The organism is Thalassospira australica (assembly GCF_044790785.1).
GTDB classification, from domain to species: Bacteria; Pseudomonadota; Alphaproteobacteria; order Rhodospirillales; family Thalassospiraceae; genus Thalassospira; species Thalassospira australica_A.
In genome coordinates, this window is the sequence record NZ_CP085258.1 from 4,041,607 (window position 1) to 4,064,345 (window position 22,739).

The window sequence follows — 22,739 nt, forward strand, 5'->3', positions numbered from 1 at the left end:
AAGGAACAACGACTGCATGAAAAACTGGTTCAAAAGTCAATCGGCACCGGTTCAAGCCAGTTTTTATGCCCTTTCTGTGGCCATTCTTGCTGCCTGTTTCACCCTGACCATCCGGTTTGCCACCGCCGAAATTCATCCCTATCAAGCGGTATTCCTGCGTTTCCTGTTTGGCCTGATCATGATCGCGCCCATCGTGATGCACCGTGGCCTTGGCGAACTGCGCACAAAACGCCTGCCTCTTTTGGGATTGCGCGGCGTATTGTCGGCGGCCGAAATGTGCCTGTGGTTTATGGCTGTTCTTTATCTGCCACTGGCCGAGGCCACCACGCTGAACTTCACCGTGCCGCTGTTTGGCACCATTCTGGCGGCCCTGATTCTGCGCGAGACTGTGCGCGTTCATCGCTGGCTGGCTGTTCTTGTCGGGTTTGTTGGTGTCGGACTGATCATTCAGCCGGGGACCGCTGCCATGCAACCGGCAAGCCTTCTGCCGATTGCCGCAGCCATCTGCATGGCAAGTGCAGGCCTGATCACCAAACGGCTGGTTACGACCGAAAGCACAACCGCCCTTCTGTTTTATCTGATGCTGATCACAACCCCGGTATCCCTGATCCCGGCCCTGTTTGTCTGGCAAGCGCCAAGCTGGCCGGTACTGGGCCTGATGGCGCTCGCCGCACTCATGATGAACATCATGCAGGTTTGCAATGTCAAAGCCCTGCAACTGGCTGATTACAGTTTCTTTGTCGGCTTTTCCTATCTGCGCCTGCCGATCATTGCCATTCTGGCCCTGATCCTGTTTGGTGAAGTTCCCGATATCTGGGTATTGCCGGGCGGGGCCCTGATCATTGCAGCAGCAATATATGTCGCCCTGCGGGAACGGAAAATTGGTAAATCCGTAACACCAACTGTCCCTGATATCGCCGCGCAGGACCCGGTTGCCGCCACACCAGAAAGCCGCCATTCCCGCCTCTGACATTACATTGTCAAATGACCTTGCCCGATAAACAAATAATTTGGTATAGAATTACCTATTATTTTTTCGTCGGACTGAATACAGGGAATTTGAAGCCATGCAGGTCAAGGGATCGATTGCCATTATCACCGGGGCGGCGTCGGGCCTTGGGGCTGCCACCGCACGTATTCTTGCCAATGCCGGGGCAAAGATCGCGGCCTTTGATTTGAACGAAGCCGGGGCCAAGGCCACAGCGGCCGAACTGGGTGGTGTCGGTTATGGTGTCGATGTGTCAAATGCCAAAAGTGTCGAGGACGCGATTTCGGATGTTATCGAAACACAAGGTATTCCATCCATTCTGGTAAATTGCGCAGGTATCCTGCAAGGCGAACGCATCGTCGGACGCGAAGGCCCGGCCGACCTCGATGCTTTTGCGCGCGTGATCAATGTCAACCTGATCGGCACATTCAACATGATGCGTGTTGTCGCCACCGCCATGAGCCGCAATGCCCCAACCGAAGGCGGCGAACGCGGCGTCATCGTAAATACCGCATCCATCGCCGCCTACGAAGGCCAGATCGGGCAGGCCGCATATTCGGCGTCCAAGGGTGGGGTTGCCGCCATGACCCTTCCGGCCGCACGCGAACTGGCCCGACACGGCATCCGTGTCGTCTCGATTGCCCCGGGCATGTTCGGCACCCCGATGGTCACAGCCCTTCCCGATGAAATGCAGCAGGCGCTTGCGTCAAACATTCCCTTCCCCAAACGCCTTGGCGATCCGGCCGAATATGGTCGGCTGGCCCTGCATATCTGCGAAAACGAAATGATCAACGGTGAAACGATCCGGATCGATGGCGCGGTCAGGCTGGAACCCAAATAAGCCACCGCTGCCGCGACAAACGCCCTGCCAGTCCCGCAATGGCAGGGCGTTTTCTTTCTGACGCATCACACAGCTTAATGCGACACAACCGTTTCGGCGAAAGCCGCCAGATCGATATCCTTTTGCGTCACGCCATCCGCATCATGCGTTGTCAGCGTAACCCCGACCTTGTTGTAAACATTGAACCATTCCGGATGGTGATCCATCTTTTCGGCCTGCATCGCAATACGTGTCATGAAACCGAATGCCGAATTGAAATCGCCGAACATATAAATCTTGCCGATTGATAATCCGTCTTCTGCCAGATCCCATCCATCCAGCTTGGCAAGTGCGGCTTCGATGGTGGTTTTGTCCAGTTTGCTCATTGTGACCTCCTGAATTTTTCGTTGTCCTGTATTGGACCATAAAATCAGTTTGTGCCCAACAGCCGATGCACCCGGTCGCGCAAGACCGGCAAAAGGTCCGCTTCGAACCACGGGTTCTTTTTGATCCAGCCGGTGTTGCGCCAGCTTGGATGGGGCATCGGCAGCAACCCGTCCGGCACATATTCGGCAAATCGATGTACGGTTTCCGTCATGCTTTTTGCCCGGCGCGGGCCAAGATAACGTTCCTGCGCATATTGCCCGATCAGAAGTGTCAGACCGATATCAGGCAAATGTCGTAACAATTCATCATGCCATGTCGGGGCACATTCGGGGCGCGGCGGCAAATCACCGCCACGTTCAAACCGGCCAGGATAACAGAATCCCATCGGCATGATTGCGAGCTTGCCCGGATCATAGAAATCCTCGACCGTCATTTGCAGCCAGTCGCGCAACCGGTCCCCCGATGCATCATTCCATGGCAAGCCGGTTTCATGTACCTTCGTCCCCGGTGCCTGCCCGATCACAAGGATTTTGGCACCTGCCGCAATCCGAACAACCGGACGCGGCCCCAGCGGCAACGCACCTTCACATATCCGACAGGCCCGGACATTGACCAAAAGATCGTCGAGCGCCGGGTCACCGCCCGGCGGATCGATTTCGGGAAGCTTGCCGGTCACTCCGGCCATTGCATACTCCTGCTTTGTTGCTTCTGCCTATGCGTCGGAAATCTCGCCACCGGCAACCACCCATTCCTCGGCCAGAGCATCACGATACCATTCGACCATCTCGGGAAGGGCAAGGATCGCTTCCATATAGGCATTGCCAACAGGATCAAGCGACACGCCATAAGTCTTGAAGCGGGTCACGACCGGTGCAAACATCGCATCGGCAATCGAAAAATGCCCGAACAGAAAATCGCCACCCTGCCCGTATTGGGCCCGGCAGGTTTTGAAAATTTCGCCAATCCGCGCGATGTCCTTTTCAACGCCCTCTCCCCGGCCGCGGCCCGGCAGGCTTTTGCGTAAATTCATCGGCATATTGCTGCGTAATGCGGTAAACCCGCCATGCATTTCCAGGGAAACCGACCGCGCAATCGCGCGCACATCAAGATCAAGCGGCCATAGCATGGCATCAGGCCTGCTATCGGCGAAATATTCCAGAATGCTCAATGCCTCCCAGATGGTTTTGCGGCCATCAAACAGGGACGGAACCTTTTTGCTGGGCGAAAAAACCTCGGCCTTCGCATGCCATTCCTCGGTATAGAGCGGGATCAGCTTTTCCTCGAAATCAATCCCGGCCACGCGCAGGCCAAGCCATGCACGAAGCGACCAGGAAGAATAATTTTTGTTGCCGATATAAAGAACGGGGCGCGTTTCCATTGCGGAATCCTTTATCAAACGGATGACGGTGGCCGACCACTATCGGGGCTTTCAAAATCCGGTTCAAGACCGTTGCATCGCTGATTTTCGTTTGCCGTTTTGTCGTACCCGAACGTTTTCTTTGGCATTTGGCAATGCCGTGTCCCTTCGACGGCCAGAATAGATCATCACCCGCATGATATTTCCGCATGCGGGGTTTTCTTTTGGGCGATTGCCGATTGACGGTGGCATCCGTAAGATCAGATTCATATCTCGCCATAAGAAACGTCGTCGGTCGCCCTACCCATGGGTCTTCTCCCGACAACGCCAACATGCCACCACAAGGGAAGTGCCAAATTGTTCGATCACATCATTGCGTCTGAAAAATCGTCCAACCCGATCCGCATTACTGCCGTCGCCGAAGCCGATTTCAAAAACTGGCTGAGCAAGCAAACCAACGGTCATCAGGCATGGGTTAAATCTTCCGGTTATGAAGGGAAGCGCGGCACCCATCTTGCCCTGCCCGGCGAAGCGGGCGCCTATCAGACCATTGTGATCAGCTATGTCGATGATGCAAAAACCCAGTGGGATTTTGCGGCATTGCCGGGTGCGCTGCCTGCGGGCGAATATATCCTGACCGATGATGTCACAGAAAACGATGCGGTCTGCGAAAAGGCCGTACTTGGTCTTTATCTTGGCGGTTACCGGTTTGACCGTTACCGCAAGACGGATGCCAGCACTGCCAAACGTGCCCTGTTTGCCATTCCGGCAAACGAAGCGTCCAAGCGTGCCGAAAATATCGCGCGCGGCATCGGCCTTGCGCGCGACCTGATCAATATCCCGGCCAATGACATGGGGCCCGAGGAACTCGAAGCCGCCGCCCGCCGCCTCGGTGAGGAATTCGGAGCAAAGGTCACCAGCATCGTTGGCGAAGATTTGAACAAGCGGAACTTCCCGGCGATCTATACCGTAGGCAAGGGCAGCGACCGCGCGCCCCGTCTGATTGATTTGCGCTGGGGCGATGAAAGTGCGCCCAAAATCACGCTGGTCGGCAAGGGTGTCTGCTTTGATACCGGTGGCTATGATCTGAAACCCTCCAGCAACATGTTGCTTATGAAAAAGGACATGGGCGGCTCGGCCCAGGTTCTTGGTCTGGCGCGCATGATCATGGCGGCCAATCTTCCGGTTCGTCTGCGTGTTCTGATCCCCGCTGTTGAAAACATGGTATCGGGTAAGGCATATCGACCAAGCGACATCCTTCAGACCCGCAAGGGCATCACGGTTGAAGTCGGCAATACCGACGCCGAAGGCCGGCTTGTCCTGTCCGACGCCCTGACCGAAGCCGCCGCCGAGGATCCGGAAATGCTGCTGGACTTCGCGACCCTGACCGGGGCGGCACGTGTTGCACTTGGCCTCGGTCTGCCTGCCCTGTTCTCCAATAACGATGAACTTGCCAATGGACTTCTGGAAAACGGTCTGACCCTGAATGATCCAATGTGGCGCTTGCCGCTGTGGGATGAATATCGTCCGATGCTTGATAGCAAGGCAGCCGATATGAACAACATTTCCGGCTCTCCCTATGGCGGGGCAATCATCGCCGCCCTGTTCCTTGATCGTTTCGTCGAAGGTGCAAAAGCCTGGGCGCATATCGACCTGATGGCGTGGAACCCTTCTGCCCGTCCAGGACGCCCCGAAGGTGGCGAAGCCCAAGGCATTCGGGCGGCTTTCAAGCTGATCGTGGATCGTTACGGAAAGTAAACATTCAGATTTCCCCAATTAGACCTTTGACATCCGTTCAGGGGTCAGGTAGACAGATTACGTATTCGTAACAAATTAATTGTTGGGCACAGGCATGTCGATCGAGATCAAACCGTCTCAGGCGCTTGACCTTTGGCGTATCGCGATTGTGGAAAGCGTGCGTCGGGATTCTCCCGACCTGTCAGCTCGCCAGATGGCCCTTATGTTGACTGTTTACCTGACCCCTGCCCCGCATACTGTGCGCGGTCTTTCGGACGCCCTTAACATCTCCAAACCGGCCATTACACGTGCCCTTGATCGTCTCAGTTCGCTGGGCATGGTCAAGCGCAAGGTCGACGAGGACGACCGTCGCTCGGTCCTGATCCAGCGCACGGTAAAGGGTTCCGTCTTCCTGCGCGAATTTGGCGATATTATTGTCTCGGCAGGCAAGAAAACCGAATAACCTGATCCTGTTTGATCGGAAATCCGTCACGGTTTCGACAGCAGCATCGCTTTTCCGGACACCAATCATCCGGCATGCCAGGAATTAACGCCTGAATTCCTCTAAAAGGGACAGGATATCTGCCTTATCTCCTGCAATAAAGCCTCCCATACGCAAGAATAGGCAACAAACAGACCAGTTGGTTTGTTTGTGGATTATTTTATGTTCTATACAATGACAGGTATTATCCTTCATATTCAGATAGTTAGAAAATCGATATACGTGCTTTGACCATAAAATCGCGCAGCCATAACGTGAGTTCTTTGGCGCAATCCCGGCTTATGGGCATAATGCCTTATCGGGTTTTGGCAATGCTTTCCGGCATGTCAATCAGGGATAAAAGCAGGGCTGCAGCGATCAAAACCCCGCCACTTACCCGCCCGATCATATTCTTGCCACCCCGCTTCACCAACCAGGGCATCAGCCTGGCGGCCCCCATTGCGTAAATCATTACGAATGTGTAATCAAAAGCCACAAAGGTCGCCCCAAGGATCATTAATTGCGGCAGGAGGTCAACCGATGGATCGATGAATTGGGGGAACAGGGCACCGAAAAATGCGATCGCTTTCGGGTTCCCGGCAGCAACCAGAAAACCCTCACCGAACAGACGTCGTTTGCGCACAGGTTCAAACCCCGAATTCAAATCTATTTCGATATCGTTATTATTATCGAAGCGTTTGGTTTTCTTGAGAATTGCGACTAAGCCGATAGTAAACAGGAAAGCCACACCGCACCATTTGACAACACCAAACGCCGTTGCAGATGTCGCCAGTAACGCCCCCAGTCCAACCGCGGCAATAACCATCTGGATCATGTTGGCAGTTACATCGCCAAGGGCGGTGATCATCGTCGGACGCGGACCATAGCGAAGCGAATGCGACATCCCGATCAGAACGCTTGGCCCCGGTGTCGCCACCATAAGCGATACCAGTGCACAAAAACCAAACCACGTTTCAATCGACATTTTAATCCCCCAGATCGGTTCAGGGGAACTCGATAGCATGATCATATCTGGAGACAAGCGCACTCTGTGCACGGCTGGCATCCGCAAGCTTGGCACATGACCAGAACGGGAACTGCATTCGATCTGGGTTACGGGTTAACGTCCCGTCTTCTTGTCGCCCGGCCAGTTGTCATAGAATTTGCGTATCTGCACCGACCGGATTGCTTCGGGCGGCACAATACCGCGCGCAGTTACCAGAAGCCGGTTCTGAAGGGCTGCAAAATACCGGTTGGTCGTCGGCTGGAACGGAGAAAATGGTGGCTCGGATTTAACTTCATCGCCGTTTTCTTTTGCTGCTTCGGCGGCTTCTTTTTCCGCTTCCAGCTCTTCCGGGGTTTTGGGTGGGGGCGGTCCGATCAGTTCAGGCCCGTCATAAACAAAACCGCGCTTTCCCGCTTCGAGCTTCTCGTAACGGTTCTGGGTATCACGATACATGATGCGTTGCAGATCGCGCAGAAACGCGTTCAGCAATTTTGGCTCCGCCTGTTCGATAACCGCGCGATCAGCTACCGTGGCGGCTTCAAGCCAGACATGAAACACCATCTGCCGGATCGCGCCGGATTTGGGCAAAACCACTGTAAGCGCAATTGAATCAGGTTGAATAACCGTTTCGGGAATTTGCGGCTCCTGCGGTCCGGATGCCTCAGATGCAGTTGCCGCCCCATGTCCGCCACCGGCGGCCCGGGCATCGGGCACACCCAGCAACATTACCCCCATCGACACCGCCGATAGCGGTTTGACAATGCAGTTCCTGAATCCTTTCGGGGGACGTCCCGGTTCGGTCATGAACGCTTCGCTTCCAGCCTGTTAACGTTTCAGAGCAACACCTGACGAACGCGGACCATCCCTGCCAGGTTCCGGCGGAGATCACGCTTGCACGAACTGCGCTCCGGCCGCACGCAGATCCAGTGCCGCAGCCAACAACGCCTTTGTATAGGATTCTTTCGGGTTTTCAAAGACTTCGTCAGCATTTCCGCTTTCGATAAGCCGCCCGCCCCGCATCACCATCACCCGATGCGAAAGGGCCCGTACCACCCGAAGGTCGTGACTGATAAACAGATAAGCCATTTTATGGCGCGCCTGCAAATCGCGCAAAAGCTCGACAATCTGTGCCTGTACCGACATATCGAGAGCCGATGTCGGTTCATCAAGAACCATGAAACGCGGTTTCAGAACAAGCGCACGCGCGATCGAGATGCGCTGGCGTTGCCCGCCGGAAAACTCATGCGGATACCGGTCCATTGCATTCACCGGCAAGTCAACTTCGCGCAACGCGTCGGCAATGCGTTCGGTACGTTCCTGTTTCGACATATCCGGATTATGAATTTCAAGCCCTTCACCAACGATCTGGCTGATCGACATGCGCGGGCTCAAGGACCCGAAAGGGTCCTGAAACACAACTTGCATATCGCGTCGCAATGCACGCAAACCGGCCCCCGCGAACTGTCGGACATCCTTACCGTCAAACCGGATATCGCCGGTCGATGACAGCAGACGCAGGATCGCCATCGCAAGTGTCGTCTTGCCCGATCCACTTTCGCCAACAATACCCAATGTCTCGCCCTGTTTCAGGCTAAGCGAAATATGATCGACCGCATCAAGGTAATATTCCGGGCGCCCCAAAATCCCCTTCTTGCCAATCGGGAACCGAACCAGAATATCATTTGTCCGGATCAGTTCCTGTGCATTTTCGGGTAATGGTGGTGCATTGCCGCTTGGCACGGCCGCCAGAAGCTTTTTGGTATAAGGATGTTGCGGGTTGTCAAAAAGCCCGCGCCCCGTGCCGCGCTCAACCACCTCGCCATCCTTCATGACGCAGACATTATCAGCCATTTTCTGCACGATCTGAAGATCATGGGTAATCAGCAGCAGCCCCATGCCAAGCTTGGCCTGCAAATCCTTCAGCAGTTCAAGTATCTGTGCCTGAATGGTCACATCAAGAGCCGTAGTCGGTTCGTCCGCAATCAGCAATTCCGGCTCGTTTGCCAATGCCATGGCAATCATCACACGCTGGCGCTGTCCACCCGATAATTCGTGCGGCAATGCTTTGAGCCGCGATGCCGGGTCGGGAATCCCCACCAGATCAAGCAATTCAAGAATGCGTTCGCGTGCCTTGCGTCCCCGCAATCCTTTATGAAGCAGCAACACCTCGCCGATCTGCTTCTCGATATTGTGCAGCGGGTTTAACGATGTCATCGGCTCCTGGAAAATCATTGCGATCCGGTTGCCGCGAATTTGGCGCAGAATTTTCGTATCCGTTCCGACCATTTCCTGCCCGTCAAAGATGATCGAACCGCTTGGATGGCTGGCCCGCGGATAGGGCAGCAATTGCAGGATCGAAAGGGCAGTGACCGATTTACCCGATCCGCTTTCGCCGACAAGCGCCATGGTCTCACCACCCTTCATGGTGAACGAAACGCCTTTGACCGCCGGAACTCCGGCAAAACTTGCCGAAAGATCCCTTACTTCCAGAAGCGGCTGTGTCGATTGATTGGTCGTCATAACCGTTCCCCTAGAAGGTTTTTCGTGGATCAAAGGCATCGCGCACCGCCTCGCCGATAAAGATCAGCAAACTCAGCATAATCGCGATTGCAAAGAACGCCGTCATGCCAAGCCACGGTGCCTGAAGATTGTTTTTCCCCTGCGCAAGCAATTCGCCAAGAGACGGCGATCCGGGCGGCATGCCAAGCCCAAGGAAATCAAGCGATGTCAGCGCCACAATCGAACCGTTCAACACAAACGGCAGAAATGTAATTGTTGCCACCATCGCGTTCGGCAGAACATGGCGATACATGATGCGATAATCGGTCATGCCCAATGCACGCGCAGCCCGAACATATTCGAAATTGCGCGCCCGCAGGAATTCGGCCCTGACAAGCCCGGTCAAACTCATCCAGCTAAACAGCACAAGAATGAACAAAAGTGTCCAGAAACCCGGAGCAAACAGGCTGGCCAAAATGATCAGGATGAACAATTGCGGCAATCCGGACCATATTTCGATCACACGCTGGAAACCAAGGTCAACCCATCCGCCGAAATAGCCCTGTACCGCACCGGCCGCAATCCCGATTACCGAACTGATTGCGGTTAAGGCAAGGCCAAACAGGATCGAAATCCGGAACCCGTATATCAGACGCGCCAGAACATCCCGGCCAAGATCATCTGTTCCCAGCCAATGCCGGAACGATGGCGGGGCGGGCTGTGCCTCGCGCATTTCAAAATCGATGGTGTTGTAAGAAAACGGGATCGGCGGCCAGATGGCAAAACCGTGTTCCTCGATCTTGCCAAGGATATAGGGATCATAGAAATCGGTTTCGACGTCAAAATCCCCGCCATAAACCGTTTCCGGATGGTCTGACAGGATCGGGATATACCAGTTATCGTCATATTTGACAAAAATCGGCTTGTCATTGGCGACAAATTCCGCTGCCAGACAGATGACAAACAGAATGGCAAAAATCACAAGCGACCAGTATCCGCGCTTGTTGGACCGGAAGTTGGCAATCCGGCGTTTGTTCAACGGCGAAAGAATGATGTTTTGCATGATCAATTCTCCCGCGCTTCGAAATCGATCCGCGGATCAACCAGGTGATAGCTGAGGTCACTGATCAGGTTCAGCACAAGACCAAACAACGTAAACAGATAAAGTGTCGCAAACATCACCGGGTAATCACGCTTCATCACGGCTTCAAAACCAAGTAGCCCAAGCCCGTCGAGCGAGAAAATCACCTCGATCAGGACCGAACCGGTAAACAGCAGCCCGATCAATGCACTTGGAAAACCGGCAATAACCAGCAGCATCGCGTTACGAAACACATGCCCGTACAAAACCCGCTTCTCGGTCAGGCCCTTGGCACGGGCGGTCACGACATACTGCTTGTTGATTTCATCCAGAAACGAATTCTTGGTAAGCATCGTAAGCGTCGTAAACCCGCCGATTGTCAGGGCCGTGATCGGCAAGGCCAGATGCCAGAAATAGTCCGCAACCTTGCCGAAAAATGACAGTTCTTCGAAGTTCGATGATGTCAGTCCCCTTAACGGGAACAGATCGAAATAGGTTCCGCCGGCAAACACAACAATCAGCATCACGGCAAACAGGAACCCCGGAATGGCATAACCGACAATAATCGCCGCCGATGACCAGACATCAAAACTTGATCCGTCACGCACGGCCTTGGCCACGCCAAGCGGCACGGAAATGATATAAATGATCAGTGTCGACCAAAGGCCAAGCGATATCGAAACCGGCATCTTGTCGATCACGATGTCGACCACATCACGGTCCTGGAAATAGCTTTGGCCGAAATCGAACGTCAGATAATTTTTCATCATCATCCAGAATCGTTCATAAGCCGGTTTATCGAAACCGAACTGCTTTTCAAGCTGAGTGATGATTTCGGGGTCAAGCCCCTGAGCCCCGCGATAGGTCGAGGAGAAACTGTTCCCACCACCCGCACCGCCACCACCACCGCTATCGGCACCCTGATTGCTGATGCGGGCAGTTGCGGCAACATCGGTGCCCTGTAGCTGGGCAATCATTTGTTCGACCGGTCCGCCCGGTGCGAATTGCACAATGGCAAAGTTCAACACCATGATGCCAAACAGCGTAATCGGGATCAGCAAAAGGCGACGCAGGATATAGTTCAGCATGGCCTAATACCCCCCTTTGCGGAGCTGCCGCGACTTTTCCGGATCAATCCACCATGTCATGACCGATGCCCCCTTGAGCGGCACCTCGTCAGGTCTTCCAAACACATCCCAATAGGCCATCCTGTCCCCGCCGAGATAATATTGCGGGATCACATAAAATCCCCACTGCAACACGCGATCAAGCGCGCGCACTCGCTGCACAAGGCTTTCACGGCTGTCGGCATCCACAACAAGATCAATCAGTTCATCAATAACCGGGCTCTTGATACCGGCAAAGTTGCGACTGCCAGCCTGGTCGGCGGCTTCGGATGACCAGAAAATCCGCTGCTCGTTCCCCGGTGAAAGGCTTTGTGTCCACCAGAAGGTCGTCATATCGAAATCATAGGCCTGAATACGATTGACCCACTGCCCGGTATCGATCAGGCGGATATCCATGGTTATGCCAAGCTGTCGCAGACGCGCTTTCAGGACCAGTGCGATTTTCTCGAGCCCCGGTTGACGGATAATCAGTTCGAACCGGAACGGCTCGCCGGTCTTGCTGTTGACCAGTTGCATATCGCGCAATTCCCAACCCGCATCCTGCAAAAGATTCATCGAGTGGCGCAATGCTTCGCGTCGGCCATTGGGTGCATCAAAGTTTGGCAATTGTGGCGGCTGGGTAAACAATTCCGGCGGAAGCTGACTTCTGAAGCCTTTCAGAATATCAAGTTCCTCCCCCTCGGGCACACCTGTCGCGGCCAGCTCGGAATTGGCGAAATAGCTCACATTGCGTTTATATGCGCCATAAAACATCGCGCGGTTAAGCCATTCGAAATCAAACGCATATTGCAGGGCTTCCCTTACACGAATATCGGCAAATTGCGGTTTGCGCGTGTTAAACACATAAGCCTGCATGCCATTTGGCAGATTGTCGGGCAGGAATTCCTTCTTGATCTGGCCATTCCGGACAGCGGGCGTGTTGTATGCCGTACTCCATTCGCGCGAAGAATGTTCGCTTCGGATCATATATTCCCCGGCAAAGAACGCCTGGCGCTGCACATCGGGATCAAGATAGGTATCGAACCGCAACGTGTCATAATTATTGCTGCCACGATTGACCGGCAGATCCTCTGCCCAGTAATCCTTGACCCTTTCATAGGTAATCCGGCGACCGGATTCGAAGTCACGGATTTTATAGGCCCCGCTACCGACCGGAATATCAAAGGTGGTTTTGGAAAAATCCCGCCCTTCCCAGTAATGTTTTGGCATGATTGCCAGTTCGGCGATGATCATCGGCAGTTCACGATTGTTTCCCGGCTTGAAATCGAACCGGACCGTCAAATCATCAATCGCCTCGACCTTGTCGACGCTGGCATAATACTGTCGAAAATACGGGCTGCCTTTTTCGATCAGGATGTTGAACGAAAATACAACATCTTCGGCCGTGATGTCGGTGCCGTCCTGAAAACGGGCTCGCGGATCAAGGTGGAAAATAACGTATGACCGGTCAGCGGGATATTCAACGCTACGCGCGATCAGGCCGTAAAGCGCATAGGGCTCATCCGCACTTGCCACCATCAAACTGTCATACATCAGTCCAAGGCCGCTGGCCGCCGTCCCTTTGAGGGTAAAAGGGTTCAAAGTATCAAACGAAACAATGGAACTTTGTACCAGCGTCCCACCCTTGGGCGCATCCGGATTGACGTAATCAAAATGCCTGAAATCCGGGCCATATTTCAGGTCGCCATATAACGATATGCCATGTGAAACCGTCGTCAGGGGGTCAAGTTGTTCCTCGGCGACCGGTACCGTCGGCGCGGCCGTAATATCAGGTTTATCGGAACTCTGTGCCATCGCCGTGATCGAAACCGTCAACGATACGACAAATATCAGCCCCCCGAATACGTCCCCGAAATAGCGGGAAATTTTCCCCCGGCTCCCCTTTTTTCGTGCGATGCACGTCTCGCCTGCTTGCCGCGTCATATTTATTCCTGAAATGTGCCCGGCTCGAAGCCCGAACCCCGGCAGGGCCGATACGTATCATTGGACCAATTATCATAAATACGGACGTATCCCTTCAACGGTACCGGACATTTCCGCCAAGAATTACGAGAACCGGTTACGCCGACGTTACGTCCGCAACGCGTCTTGATCCAAACGACATATTCATAATGAGGAATAAAATGGTTCAATTTCAAGGCATCATCTTGAAACTGTCATTCCGCCCCTGATTCTTTTTGCAAAAGCTTGCGCTTGCCCGTCTCGATCTTGATCTCGCTCATCAGCCAGTCGCGAAACGCCCGCACCTTGCGCCGCTCCAACCGCCCCTCGGGATAGCACAGCGAATAGGCATACGGGCTGTCTACCGGCAAATCGAACGGCACGGTCAAGCGATTGGTCACCACATATTCCCCGATCATCGCCGGATCGGAAATCACCGCGCCAAATCCGCTGGCTGCGGCTTCCATTGCCATATCAAGAGTCGCAAAAACCGGCCCCCGGTCCGGATCAACCCCCTCGATCCCTGTACCTTTCAGCCAGATACGCCAATCCTCGCGCTGTGCCGAACAATGCAATAGGGTCACATTACCAAGATCTTCGGGCGTTTTCAGTTGCTTTGCCAGATTGGGATGACACACCGGCAAAAGCCGCTCGCCGGTCAGAAATTCATGCACAAGCTGATCGCCGGGTGTATCGGCAAAGCGGATGGCAATATCGGTTTCATTGAAATCAACCGGGGCGGCATCGTCGCTATAGGTACCAAGCTGAACCTGCAAGTCAGGATGCTCCATCTGAAACCGTCCAAGACGCGGCACGATCCAGCGCATGGCAAATGTCAAGGGCGACAGGACCTTAAGCTGCGTATCATCCGGCCGGTTTTCGATACGCGAAACCGCCAGTTCGATCGAATCGAATGCCGCCGTCAGAGATGCCAGCAAGTTCCGCCCCGGCCGGGTCAGTTTCAATCGGCGGTGATGGCGTTCAAACAATTGCCGTCCCAGCACATCTTCCAGGTGCTGAACCTGTCGGCTGACCGCCCCTTGTGTCACATTAAGCTCATGTGAAGCTTTGGTGAAACTTTCAAGTCGACCGGCCACTTCAAAGGCACGAAGCGCATTTAACGGCAATGGACGGCGTTTCATGACGATCACTTTGTATGATTAAAACTCATGCAATGATGACAAAAGATGGTTTGAGCGCAAGTGTTTTTAGGCGTAACTCTGGGTTTAGCAAAACGAAACACATTCGGGCCGCATACAAATCGAGAGCTGGCCGATAGATTGAAGGAACAAGATCATGGTCGCGATCACCAAAGATGCCGGTGCTTTTGTCACCACCCGCCGTCACCACAACACCGCAAATGTTATGGAACTGCCGCGTCAGTGGGCAAAACGTTATGTTCTCCGCCAGAAGCTTGCGACGATGGACAGCCATCTGCTGCGCGACATTGGCTGGGACGTATATGAAGCCCGTATCGAAGCAGCCAAGCCGTTCTGGAAAGCCTGAGCATTCCGCTTAAAGGCACCAAACCGAGAGTATTTATTATGTCTCCCCGATTTTTCCGCTTGCAGGGACCACTTTCTTTCCCCCTGCAGGTTATTGAAGCGCTGACAAGCGCCTTCAGCCTCCCGACACGCAAAACCGAGACCCGCAACCGCTATTGACGGTTTTGTGTCCCTGATTGCCGACTATCCCCCCGATGGTCGGCATTTTTTATACGCTCAGATCGGGCTTCATCTTGCCTATTGGATCTTGTCTGGCGTTATTTTGCCGGATGCAGATACATCAGGTTTGCCGCATTCAGCACCGAATACATCACGGCAAACTGGGCATCGAATTCATATTTGTCTGGGCTTGGGTCAAACATCTCGTAAATCTGGCCAACCGTGCGTTTACCATTGATGCGTGACAGAATCCCGGGGCTTGCTGGCGGAAGACTGCGCGTTACCGATAGCCCGGTAAAATTGATCTTGATATGGCCGGTCTTGGCAACAGACCGCGCCAAAGCGGCCCCGTCAATACGTACAAAGAACGGCACTGCGTTGCGCTCAGGCACCGGCGGTTTGATCTTGTTATCCGATTTGACCACATAAAACAGATGCTTCGTAATATTGCCCGCCATCAATTCAGCCAATGCCGCGCGCTTGCGAAACGGCACATGCACGGCCTTGTCCAGAACGTCGTGACGCGAACAATAGGTCGTCGGATCATAGCGCATCGGTTCGATGAACTGCTGAAGCCGCAAACCGGCCTTCTCGACAAAATCAAAAACCTCGTCGACGCGATAGGCCCGATCCTGCTGATGCAAAAGCAGATCATAAAACCCGGCGTCACCGCCCTGGATGTGATCATTTACAAACGGGTTACGCTTCAACCAGTTTGTACCCGGCAGTGAATCGAACAATGCCTTGCCAAGGTTAAGCCGTTTGCGCCCACCCGCCTCGGCTGAAAGGCGCTCCATCATTTCCTGCATATGGTAAACGCCGATCCGGCCAAGTTCACCGTATACCATCAACCCCATACCACCCCGGGGTTTAAGCGCATCTGCCAAGGCCTTCAACCCGGCATCCGGATCAGGCAGATGATGGAGCACACCGCAGCAATCAATGTAATCAAACGGCCCGTATTTACCGGCCAGATCAACGAACGACCCGGTAACGAATTTGACATTTTTTTCAAGATTGCGGCGCTTGATCCGGGCTTCGGCGATCTCGCGCGAGCTTTCCGAAAGATCGATATAAACAATCTCGACCTTGGCCTTGCGATCGCGTGCCTGCTGCGCCAGCATCACCAACGCATCCCCGGTTCCACCTCCGGCAACAAGAACTTTTATCTTTTTGCCATCAGCCGATGGATCGCGGCCACCAAACACAAAATGAACCACTTCGTCCCAATTACCGGGGGAGCCTACGACAAGACGCTTGTCCTCATCTTTCGGGTCACGCGCCGGATAAGGAAATGTCTCATATTGCGCCCGTGTTTTGTCGGACGATTGCGGCGCGTCTGGCTTTTTCCGGGTTTCGGACATCTATAAATTCCAATGGATCAACAGGTACTGTGGCAAGCTCGAAAACGAACCCGCAAGCCGCAATGATATCAGGGACGGCAACATCCTATAAAATTTCAAGGATTTGATTAATAGAATAATCGCCAGACAACGAACTCACTCGCCGCACCGGATCACAAGCTTCCCCGTCGCAGTCCGGTTCCGGATCGCTGCAAGTGCCTCCATGGCGTCGGAAAGCGAATAAACCGCTGACACCATCGGCGATATCTTCCCCGATGACAGCAGCTCCAAAAGTTCCGCCATGCCTGCCTTTGCGATATCCGGGTTCTGTTCCAGATAGGCTCCGAAATAAAAGCCGAGTGCGGCAACATTCTTGACCAGCAAGATATTGGCCGGAATTTGCGGTATCGATCCGCTGGCAAATCCGATCAGAAGGATCCGTGCGCCGGGTGCCACACAGCGCAGGCTTTGATCAAACACGTCACCACCGACCGGATCATAAACCACATCAGCCCCTGTTCGCCCGATCCCGGCACAGATTTCCTTGACCCTGTCCCGAATGCTTTCGGATTTGTAGTCAATAACGTGATCCGCACCATGCGCTTCGGCGATGGCGCATTTATCCGCCCCGCCCGCAGTTGCGATCACGGTTGCACCCAGCAGTTTGGCGCATTCGACCGCCGTCAGGCCAACACCCCCCGCTGCTCCATGCACCAAAACGACATCGCCCAGCCGCACATTGGCACGATATTTTAACCCAAACCATGATGTCCCATAGGCAATCTGAAATGCAGCCGCCGTATCAAAACCGACATTATCGGGCAAACGGGTCACGAGTCCCGCATCTACCGCAATCTTTTCCCCGTATCCGCCCCAGTCGGGCAAGGCCATGACACGATCGCCGATTTTGAGGCCATGCACATCCGCGCCAATGCCTGAAACCGTCCCGGCAATTTCAAACCCCGGCGCAAACGGGCCTTGGGGCCGCTTCTGGTATTTACCTTCAAGAATCAGCGTATCGGCAAAATTAACGCCGCACGCCGCAATATCAATGATGACGTCTCGGGATTGTGCGACCGGTTCGTCGCAATCGGTCAGCATCGGCGCTTCGCCAAATGCCTTGCATATCCATGCCTTCATGGCTGTTTTCCATATCGTGATCCTGCCCGATCACGCACAGTGTGCCGCGCGTCAAACGATCAGACAAGAAAAAGCCGGATATAAAGACAAAGGTGAAAAATCTCAGAAAAACTTCTGACGTCTGCGCTTGCGCGTTACCAGCAACAGCAGGATGCCTGGCACCAGCAAAATGACAAAGGCCGGTGCCAGAAGGGCCGGAACAAACGCATTGTCCCAAATCCAGACCGAGATATAGCGCTGAATCACGGACTGCAACAGGTTCAGGCTTCCGGCATCCAATCGATACCAAAGCTCGCCTGCCGCCACAAAGCGGAACGTTCCTGTTTGAAGCGCGGTAATGCCATCACCGACCAGCACAGCAAGACTGGCAAACAGTAATATCCACCCCAGCGCTCTGAAAAGCCACATAGCCTTCTCCGAAATCCCGGTCAGAACTTTTCGTTTTCGTTATGATCGCAGCCACGGTAACGGGTTTGCCCCGCCAGCGTAAAGGTTTCTGCGAATCACCCTATCGTCCCGGTATATCTGGAACCATTACCTGAAACCTTAGAGCCCATTGATCAACAAGAAGTAAATATTGGACAAATCGCTGCAACTTTATCCGTCAAGTTATTGTAACAAGGGCACTTGTTCTCATGTTTCTGCGCTATGGAAACAAACATCAAGAACGACGGGATTTTGCCTTGTCAACCGGGATCGGGTCGGCTAATGTCCGCCCGCTTTCGCGATATATACAAGATCGCATGTGGAGAGGTGGCCGAGTGGTTTAAGGCGCACGCCTGGAAAGCGTGTTGGGGTGTAAGCCCCTCAGGGGTTCGAATCCCCTCCTCTCTGCCACTCTATCAGTCATGAAGACATGACCGATTGCATTCCCCGATAATCTTTACGTTTACAACGACAACAGGGGAAGGCAATGCCCGCTCCCTCTCAATATTTAAGCATCTTGATTGCTGCCGGGTCACAATTACGCAGGTATCTTGCGAGCATATGTGTCTTTCAATTGTGCCCAATTGTCCCAAAATGGTTTGGGCTCCTCACCCGAAATACGCCCGACCAGAATGTCGAGATGGGCATGCCATCCGGCACTGACACTGAGCAGGTTCGACCGATCTGCAAGGCGGCGATGGATGATTGTCAGCAACACCTGATCGCCGCTTGGTTCCAGCTCGAACGACACATTCCCGCTGCCATCCCAGGTAAAGGCAAGCCTGCGTAGCGGCTCAAGCGCGGTAATCTTGCTTTGCATCCGGTGTTCGTCGCCAAACCCGGCCGGTTTGTCTCCCGGCGGGTTGGTCAGGGTATCGTTGCGCCAGACAAATTCGAACGGTGCGCCAACCTTCAATTCCATCCCGGCCGATGCCAGCCATTTGCTTAGAAACTCATCTTCGGTCAGATAGGACCAGACCCTTTCGATCGGGCCGGGCAATAGCCGCTGGATTTTAAGCGTCGCGGGCTCGATCAGCGTGCCGAAATCGTCAATCTTTCCAGTTTCACTCATTGGGCGTCTCCATTATCCGGCTTCGGGTCGTGCTTGGCATCATCCTTGCGAAGAAGGTTTTCCAAAACATCCAGTCGGTCATTCCAGAACCGTGCATAGAAGCCAAGCCACTCATAGGCACTCGCCAGCGGGCCGGGATCAAGATGGCAATAATGGGTGCGCCACCGAACCTCGCGGCGGATCAACCCGGCATTTTCCAGCACCTTGATATGCTTCGATGCCGCAGCCAGCGAAATGTCGAACGGTGCGGCAAGCTGGCTGACGGTCCGCTCACCCCCGGACAGATTGAAAAGCATCTGCCGACGCGTCGGATCGCCAAGCGCGTGAAAAACCGAATTCATCTGCTGGATTTCTGATTCAACCATAAAGTTGAATGTAAAACCGGCAAGAATATCAATCAACCATTTTATTGAATGAAATTTAAGCTGCTTGACCTGCGATGTTTTAGATGCAGCATCACCATCCGCCAGCTAAACTGCAAATCCGGGTGATCGGTGCCCGAAAAATCACAGCAGATACAGGGACATGAAGGAAAATGGCGACAATTGAAGGCGGATTTCTGCATACGGCGGTTGTTTTTCTGGGTGCTGCCGTGATTGCCGTACCAATTTTCAAGAAACTTCGCCTGGGTTCCGTTCTGGGTTACCTGTCCGCCGGGGCATTGATCGGGCCGTTCGGCCTTGCCCTGATCGCAGAGCCGGAAGAAATCCTGCATTTCGCCGAATTTGGCGTTGTTCTTCTGCTGTTTATTATCGGTCTTGAATTACGTCCCCAACGTCTGTGGGCAATGAAAAGCGAGATTTTCGGGCTGGGTCTGTCGCAGGTCGCCATTACTGCCGCCCTTCTTCATGCCGCACTGATTGCTTTTGACTGGCCATGGCAACAGGCCATGATTGCTGCCCTTGCCCTGTCGCTATCTTCAACCGCCTTCGCCCTTCAAATCCTTGAAGAAAAGGGCACGCTCAATAGCGACCATGGCAATACAGCCTTTTCAATCCTGCTGTTTCAGGATCTTGCCATCGTACCGCTGATTGCGCTTGTCGCTTGGCTAAGCCCGATAAGTGACGGCGGCGAAGCCGGTACCGACTGGATTTATATCGCTAAAACCATCGGTGCGATCGCACTGGTTATCGGGGCAGGAAAATATCTGCTTAATCCGTTTTTCCGTATCATCGCCCTGACCCGCGCACAGGAAATCTTCACGTCTGCCGCACTGCTGCTGGTGATCGGCGCGGCCCTTCTGATGCAGGCAGTCGGTCTGTCGATGGCACTTGGCGCGTTTCTGGTTGGTGTGATGCTGGCAGATTCCGAATATCGACATCAGCTTGAAACCGATATCGAGCCCTTCCGTGGCATCCTGCTAGGTCTGTTTTTCATCGCGGTCGGCATGTCAGTCAACTGGCCGCTGGTCGCCGATAATATCGGAATTGTTCTGGCATCGGTTGCCGGGCTGATGGCAATCAAGGGGATCGTGGTTTATGGCCTGTGCCGGATTTTTAGCAAATGCCACGCGACTGCCTGGCGGGCCGCGATCACCATCCCGCAGGGGGGCGAATTTGCCTTTGTCCTGTTCAGCATGGCGGCATCGCTTACCGTCATTAGCGCCACACGCGCCAACCTTCTGACCGCCATCGTCACCCTTTCTATGGCTGCCACCCCGCTTGTCGGTGCGATTGCCGAAAAACTGTCTGCCAAACTGCGCAAGGATGATCAGCCGGATGTGGACGGCATCGAAATGGCCGAACTGCAATCGGTGATCATTGTCGGCTTTGGCCGTTTCGGACAAATCATTTCACGTGTCATGGCAGCCCGTGGCATCAACGCCACCGCGATCGACAACGATCCGAAACGCATCCAGATGGCCAGCCTATATGGCAACAAGGTCTATTTTGGTGATGTCCGGCGAAGCGACGTTCTTGCCACTGCCGGGGCCGCGAATGCCGATCTGATTTGCCTGTGCATCAATGATCGTGAGGCGACCAGACAGGCCGCCAAATATATCAGCGAACTGTTTCCCAAACCGAAATTGCTGGTACGCGTTTACGACCGGAACCATGCACTCGATCTGATGGAAATCGGGCTTGGCGTCGAACAGCTTTATCGCGAAACCTTTGATGCGGGTGTTTCCATGGCACGCCATGGGCTTTCAATGCTTGAAACCGAACACGATGTCATTGATCAGATTGCTGATGAATTTCGGCGTCGGGATATCGATATGCTGCACGCCCAAGTGGCCGAAGGCCGCATTGCCGGCATGGCAAAGGTTCATGAAAGCTATCAGCTTGACCGCAATGATGCGCGCACCAACAAGGATGACCCGGCAATGTCGCGTCTATAATCATTCGCTCCGTTAACCTTGGGCAAAAGCCCGAAGCTTGTCGCGCATCACCAGAACCGAATGCTCGTCAGTGTAATCCTCCAACCGGTCAAGCGCCACCCACGCCAGATCATCGGATTCCTCGGTGATCTTCAAAGGATCGCGCATATCGGCCTCAAACAAAAACCGCATGTCATAATGCAGATGCGCCGGGCCCTTGGCATTTTCGGGAATTTCATGAATGTCGATGTCAAAAATCCCGGATGACAAGGGCCGTATCCACGAAAGCCCGCTTTCTTCATAAGCCTCGCGCTGGGCGACAAACAAAACATCGCGCACCCCGTCACAATGCCCGCCAAGCTGAAGCCAGCGTTTAAGTTTCCGATGATGCGTCAACACCACATGACTGCGATCCGCATTCACCACAAAGGCCGAACCTGTGACATGCGATGTCACAGGATCATTTTCAAAAGCTTTCGGCTCACGCGCAATAAAGTCACTGATCCGCGTATAATTTTTCCGATCCCGGTCGGACCGGGCGACAAAGCTGGTAAGGTCGATCTGCATGATGGTTCCGGTATTTACGTGGTGTTCTGCCGAGCCTAGCCGAAGCAATCACATCAGAACAATCGCAAATCCACAAGATCCGGAACCCGACCCTATTTCCGAACAAACCTTGATACAGCTTCGGCAACCGGCATTCTTCCGTCGGTTATCTCGATAATCTCCCGACGAATTTCCGGCGTATCGATCAATTCGGCAAGAAACTGCGCAACATTGCCGCGCTTGACCGTGCCGTATGGGATTGCAAGTCCGGCATTTACCTGCCCGTCCTGATCCTCATGCAACAAGGTTCCCGGTCGCAGGATGACCCAATCGGTATCGGATACCGCTACATCGGCATCGGCACGCTTTTTCTCGGTCATGTAATGTTCAAACCGCGGATTGGGCTCCTTGCCACGCCCGGCTTCAGGGAAGGCGGAAACGAGGTAAAGCCGCGAAATGCCTTCCTGCTTCATCGCCGCCAGCACATGCCCCGGCCCATCGCCATCAATTCGCGTGGTTCGGTCAAGGCCGCTTCCTGCTGCCCCGGATGAAAAGACAACGATGTCATGGCCGCGGATCAGCGGGGCGAGTGTTTCGGCCGTTAATTCCATCAGATCACCGGTGACCGGCGTAATCCCTGCATTTTTCAGGTTATCTGCCTGTTCCGGCTTGCGATGCAGACCTGTGACCTGATGTCCGTTCGCCAGTAAAAGCGGTGCCAGACGATGGCCGATACCACCCGTGACGCCAATGATAAAAATCCGTGCCATATCGCGTCTCCGACTTTTCATTTCGATGCAAAACCTG

Annotated in this window: 23 protein-coding genes and 1 tRNA gene; 7 read left to right on the forward strand and 17 right to left on the reverse strand. The window is 54.0% G+C overall.

From position 1 onward, the window contains the following. Positions 1-16 precede the first annotated feature (16 nt). Together LG297_RS18805 and LG297_RS18810 are read left to right on the forward strand one after the other, a co-directional pair. Positions 17-970 (forward strand): DMT family transporter, encoded by a 954-nt coding sequence (locus LG297_RS18805; RefSeq protein ID WP_404422999.1) that lies wholly within the window; start codon positions 17-19, stop codon positions 968-970. Positions 971-1,067: 97 nt separating this feature from the next. Then, positions 1,068-1,829: an SDR family NAD(P)-dependent oxidoreductase gene (locus LG297_RS18810; protein ID WP_404423001.1), complete on the forward strand. Its 762-nt coding sequence runs from the start codon at positions 1,068-1,070 to the stop codon at positions 1,827-1,829. 74 nt (positions 1,830-1,903) lie between these two features. Here the strand turns inward: LG297_RS18810 and LG297_RS18815 are convergent, their stop codons facing one another. Genes LG297_RS18815 through LG297_RS18825 form a run of 3 tightly spaced genes read right to left on the reverse strand, consistent with a single transcriptional unit; the run spans position 1,904 to position 3,573 of the window. Continuing rightward, the gene (locus LG297_RS18815) at positions 1,904-2,194 is read right to left on the reverse strand and encodes a 4a-hydroxytetrahydrobiopterin dehydratase (RefSeq protein WP_404423003.1); all 291 of its coding nucleotides are present in this window, start codon (positions 2,192-2,194) and stop codon (positions 1,904-1,906) included. 44 nt (positions 2,195-2,238) lie between these two features. Continuing rightward, entirely contained in the window at positions 2,239-2,880 is a 642-nt protein-coding gene (locus LG297_RS18820; protein WP_404423005.1) for a uracil-DNA glycosylase family protein, read from the reverse strand. A 27-nt stretch (positions 2,881-2,907) separates the two neighbouring features. Further along, complete coding sequence (locus tag LG297_RS18825; protein ID WP_404423007.1) at positions 2,908-3,573, reverse strand: glutathione S-transferase family protein; 666 nt, start codon at positions 3,571-3,573, stop codon at positions 2,908-2,910. Positions 3,574-3,909: 336 nt separating this feature from the next. Here LG297_RS18825 and LG297_RS18830 point away from each other — a divergent pair, with 336 nt between their 5' ends. Next, on the forward strand, positions 3,910-5,310 hold the full coding sequence (locus LG297_RS18830; RefSeq protein WP_404423009.1) for a leucyl aminopeptidase family protein: 1,401 nt from the start codon (positions 3,910-3,912) through the stop codon (positions 5,308-5,310). Between the two features lie 94 nt (positions 5,311-5,404). Continuing rightward, positions 5,405-5,752 carry a MarR family winged helix-turn-helix transcriptional regulator gene (locus LG297_RS18835; protein WP_007088785.1) on the forward strand — a complete coding sequence of 116 codons (348 nt, stop codon included), beginning with the start codon at positions 5,405-5,407 and terminating at the stop codon, positions 5,750-5,752. Positions 5,753-6,086: 334 nt separating this feature from the next. Here LG297_RS18835 and LG297_RS18840 read toward each other — a convergent pair whose 3' ends face one another. The 7 genes from LG297_RS18840 to LG297_RS18870 all read right to left on the reverse strand — a co-directional run bounded on the left by LG297_RS18840 (position 6,087) and on the right by LG297_RS18870 (position 14,566). Beyond that, positions 6,087-6,755, reverse strand: coding sequence for a LysE family translocator (locus LG297_RS18840; protein WP_404423011.1), 669 nt, complete (start codon positions 6,753-6,755; stop codon positions 6,087-6,089). Positions 6,756-6,890: 135 nt separating this feature from the next. After that, entirely contained in the window at positions 6,891-7,580 is a 690-nt protein-coding gene (locus tag LG297_RS18845) for a hypothetical protein (protein ID WP_404423013.1), read from the reverse strand. A gap of 81 nt (positions 7,581-7,661) precedes the next feature. Further along, positions 7,662-9,296: an ABC transporter ATP-binding protein gene (locus tag LG297_RS18850; RefSeq protein WP_404423015.1), complete on the reverse strand. Its 1,635-nt coding sequence runs from the start codon at positions 9,294-9,296 to the stop codon at positions 7,662-7,664. 10 nt (positions 9,297-9,306) lie between these two features. Next, positions 9,307-10,338: an ABC transporter permease gene (locus tag LG297_RS18855; protein WP_404423017.1), complete on the reverse strand. Its 1,032-nt coding sequence runs from the start codon at positions 10,336-10,338 to the stop codon at positions 9,307-9,309. A 2-nt stretch (positions 10,339-10,340) separates the two neighbouring features. Then, the gene (locus LG297_RS18860; RefSeq protein WP_404423019.1) at positions 10,341-11,444 is read right to left on the reverse strand and encodes a microcin C ABC transporter permease YejB; all 1,104 of its coding nucleotides are present in this window, start codon (positions 11,442-11,444) and stop codon (positions 10,341-10,343) included. A 3-nt stretch (positions 11,445-11,447) separates the two neighbouring features. Further along, a complete protein-coding gene (locus tag LG297_RS18865) occupies positions 11,448-13,277 on the reverse strand; it encodes an extracellular solute-binding protein (RefSeq protein ID WP_404423021.1) in 1,830 nt (609 codons plus the stop codon). A 362-nt stretch (positions 13,278-13,639) separates the two neighbouring features. After that, positions 13,640-14,566 (reverse strand): LysR substrate-binding domain-containing protein, encoded by a 927-nt coding sequence (locus LG297_RS18870; protein WP_404423023.1) that lies wholly within the window; start codon positions 14,564-14,566, stop codon positions 13,640-13,642. Between the two features lie 154 nt (positions 14,567-14,720). Here LG297_RS18870 and LG297_RS18875 point away from each other — a divergent pair, with 154 nt between their 5' ends. Next, a complete protein-coding gene (locus tag LG297_RS18875) occupies positions 14,721-14,930 on the forward strand; it encodes a DUF1127 domain-containing protein (protein ID WP_404423025.1) in 210 nt (69 codons plus the stop codon). A 256-nt stretch (positions 14,931-15,186) separates the two neighbouring features. Here the strand turns inward: LG297_RS18875 and LG297_RS18880 are convergent, their stop codons facing one another. The 3 genes from LG297_RS18880 to LG297_RS18890 all read right to left on the reverse strand — a co-directional run bounded on the left by LG297_RS18880 (position 15,187) and on the right by LG297_RS18890 (position 17,979). Further along, a complete protein-coding gene (locus LG297_RS18880; protein ID WP_404423027.1) occupies positions 15,187-16,452 on the reverse strand; it encodes a class I SAM-dependent methyltransferase in 1,266 nt (421 codons plus the stop codon). A gap of 135 nt (positions 16,453-16,587) precedes the next feature. Further along, positions 16,588-17,571, reverse strand: a complete 984-nt coding sequence (locus LG297_RS18885) for an NADPH:quinone oxidoreductase family protein (RefSeq protein WP_404423029.1) — start codon at positions 17,569-17,571, stop codon at positions 16,588-16,590. 102 nt (positions 17,572-17,673) lie between these two features. Then, positions 17,674-17,979, reverse strand: coding sequence for a hypothetical protein (locus LG297_RS18890; RefSeq protein WP_404423031.1), 306 nt, complete (start codon positions 17,977-17,979; stop codon positions 17,674-17,676). Between the two features lie 339 nt (positions 17,980-18,318). On the opposite strand from LG297_RS18890, the gene LG297_RS18895 reads away from it, so the two are divergent. Continuing rightward, positions 18,319-18,408 (forward strand) — tRNA-Ser (locus tag LG297_RS18895). Positions 18,409-18,535: 127 nt separating this feature from the next. On the opposite strand, the gene LG297_RS18900 is transcribed toward LG297_RS18895, so the two are convergent. Continuing rightward, complete coding sequence (locus LG297_RS18900; RefSeq protein ID WP_404423033.1) at positions 18,536-19,069, reverse strand: SRPBCC family protein; 534 nt, start codon at positions 19,067-19,069, stop codon at positions 18,536-18,538. Further along, positions 19,066-19,410 (reverse strand): ArsR/SmtB family transcription factor, encoded by a 345-nt coding sequence (locus LG297_RS18905; protein WP_404423035.1) that lies wholly within the window; start codon positions 19,408-19,410, stop codon positions 19,066-19,068. The genes LG297_RS18900 and LG297_RS18905 overlap by 4 nt, the downstream gene beginning before the upstream one ends. 194 nt (positions 19,411-19,604) lie before the next feature. On the opposite strand from LG297_RS18905, the gene LG297_RS18910 reads away from it, so the two are divergent. After that, the gene (locus tag LG297_RS18910) at positions 19,605-21,407 is read left to right on the forward strand and encodes a monovalent cation:proton antiporter-2 (CPA2) family protein (RefSeq protein WP_404423037.1); all 1,803 of its coding nucleotides are present in this window, start codon (positions 19,605-19,607) and stop codon (positions 21,405-21,407) included. Positions 21,408-21,419: 12 nt separating this feature from the next. On the opposite strand, the gene LG297_RS18915 is transcribed toward LG297_RS18910, so the two are convergent. After that, on the reverse strand, positions 21,420-21,953 hold the full coding sequence (locus LG297_RS18915) for an NUDIX hydrolase (RefSeq protein ID WP_404423039.1): 534 nt from the start codon (positions 21,951-21,953) through the stop codon (positions 21,420-21,422). A gap of 92 nt (positions 21,954-22,045) precedes the next feature. Then, complete coding sequence (locus LG297_RS18920; RefSeq protein WP_404423041.1) at positions 22,046-22,702, reverse strand: NAD(P)H-binding protein; 657 nt, start codon at positions 22,700-22,702, stop codon at positions 22,046-22,048. Positions 22,703-22,739 lie beyond the last annotated feature (37 nt).

Excerpts from the sequence above, each read along its gene's own strand:
- LG297_RS18805 (WP_404422999.1), top strand. The coding sequence starts at position 17 with ATGAAAAACTGGTTCAAAAGTCAATCGGCACCGGTTCAAGCCAGTTTT.
- LG297_RS18810 (WP_404423001.1), top strand. The coding sequence starts at position 1,068 with ATGCAGGTCAAGGGATCGATTGCCATTATCACCGGGGCGGCGTCGGGC.
- LG297_RS18815 (WP_404423003.1), bottom strand. The coding sequence starts at position 2,194 with ATGAGCAAACTGGACAAAACCACCATCGAAGCCGCACTTGCCAAGCTG.
- LG297_RS18820 (WP_404423005.1), bottom strand. The coding sequence starts at position 2,880 with ATGGCCGGAGTGACCGGCAAGCTTCCCGAAATCGATCCGCCGGGCGGT.
- LG297_RS18825 (WP_404423007.1), bottom strand. The coding sequence starts at position 3,573 with ATGGAAACGCGCCCCGTTCTTTATATCGGCAACAAAAATTATTCTTCC.
- LG297_RS18835 (WP_007088785.1), top strand. The coding sequence starts at position 5,405 with ATGTCGATCGAGATCAAACCGTCTCAGGCGCTTGACCTTTGGCGTATC.
- LG297_RS18840 (WP_404423011.1), bottom strand. The coding sequence starts at position 6,755 with ATGTCGATTGAAACGTGGTTTGGTTTTTGTGCACTGGTATCGCTTATG.
- LG297_RS18845 (WP_404423013.1), bottom strand. The coding sequence starts at position 7,580 with ATGACCGAACCGGGACGTCCCCCGAAAGGATTCAGGAACTGCATTGTC.
- LG297_RS18850 (WP_404423015.1), bottom strand. The coding sequence starts at position 9,296 with ATGACGACCAATCAATCGACACAGCCGCTTCTGGAAGTAAGGGATCTT.
- LG297_RS18855 (WP_404423017.1), bottom strand. The coding sequence starts at position 10,338 with ATGCAAAACATCATTCTTTCGCCGTTGAACAAACGCCGGATTGCCAAC.
- LG297_RS18860 (WP_404423019.1), bottom strand. The coding sequence starts at position 11,444 with ATGCTGAACTATATCCTGCGTCGCCTTTTGCTGATCCCGATTACGCTG.
- LG297_RS18865 (WP_404423021.1), bottom strand. The coding sequence starts at position 13,277 with ATGGCACAGAGTTCCGATAAACCTGATATTACGGCCGCGCCGACGGTA.
- LG297_RS18870 (WP_404423023.1), bottom strand. The coding sequence starts at position 14,566 with ATGAAACGCCGTCCATTGCCGTTAAATGCGCTTCGTGCCTTTGAAGTG.
- LG297_RS18875 (WP_404423025.1), top strand. The coding sequence starts at position 14,721 with ATGGTCGCGATCACCAAAGATGCCGGTGCTTTTGTCACCACCCGCCGT.
- LG297_RS18880 (WP_404423027.1), bottom strand. The coding sequence starts at position 16,452 with ATGTCCGAAACCCGGAAAAAGCCAGACGCGCCGCAATCGTCCGACAAA.
- LG297_RS18885 (WP_404423029.1), bottom strand. The coding sequence starts at position 17,571 with ATGAAGGCATGGATATGCAAGGCATTTGGCGAAGCGCCGATGCTGACC.
- LG297_RS18890 (WP_404423031.1), bottom strand. The coding sequence starts at position 17,979 with ATGTGGCTTTTCAGAGCGCTGGGGTGGATATTACTGTTTGCCAGTCTT.
- LG297_RS18900 (WP_404423033.1), bottom strand. The coding sequence starts at position 19,069 with ATGAGTGAAACTGGAAAGATTGACGATTTCGGCACGCTGATCGAGCCC.
- LG297_RS18905 (WP_404423035.1), bottom strand. The coding sequence starts at position 19,410 with ATGAATTCGGTTTTTCACGCGCTTGGCGATCCGACGCGTCGGCAGATG.
- LG297_RS18910 (WP_404423037.1), top strand. The coding sequence starts at position 19,605 with ATGGCGACAATTGAAGGCGGATTTCTGCATACGGCGGTTGTTTTTCTG.
- LG297_RS18915 (WP_404423039.1), bottom strand. The coding sequence starts at position 21,953 with ATGCAGATCGACCTTACCAGCTTTGTCGCCCGGTCCGACCGGGATCGG.
- LG297_RS18920 (WP_404423041.1), bottom strand. The coding sequence starts at position 22,702 with ATGGCACGGATTTTTATCATTGGCGTCACGGGTGGTATCGGCCATCGT.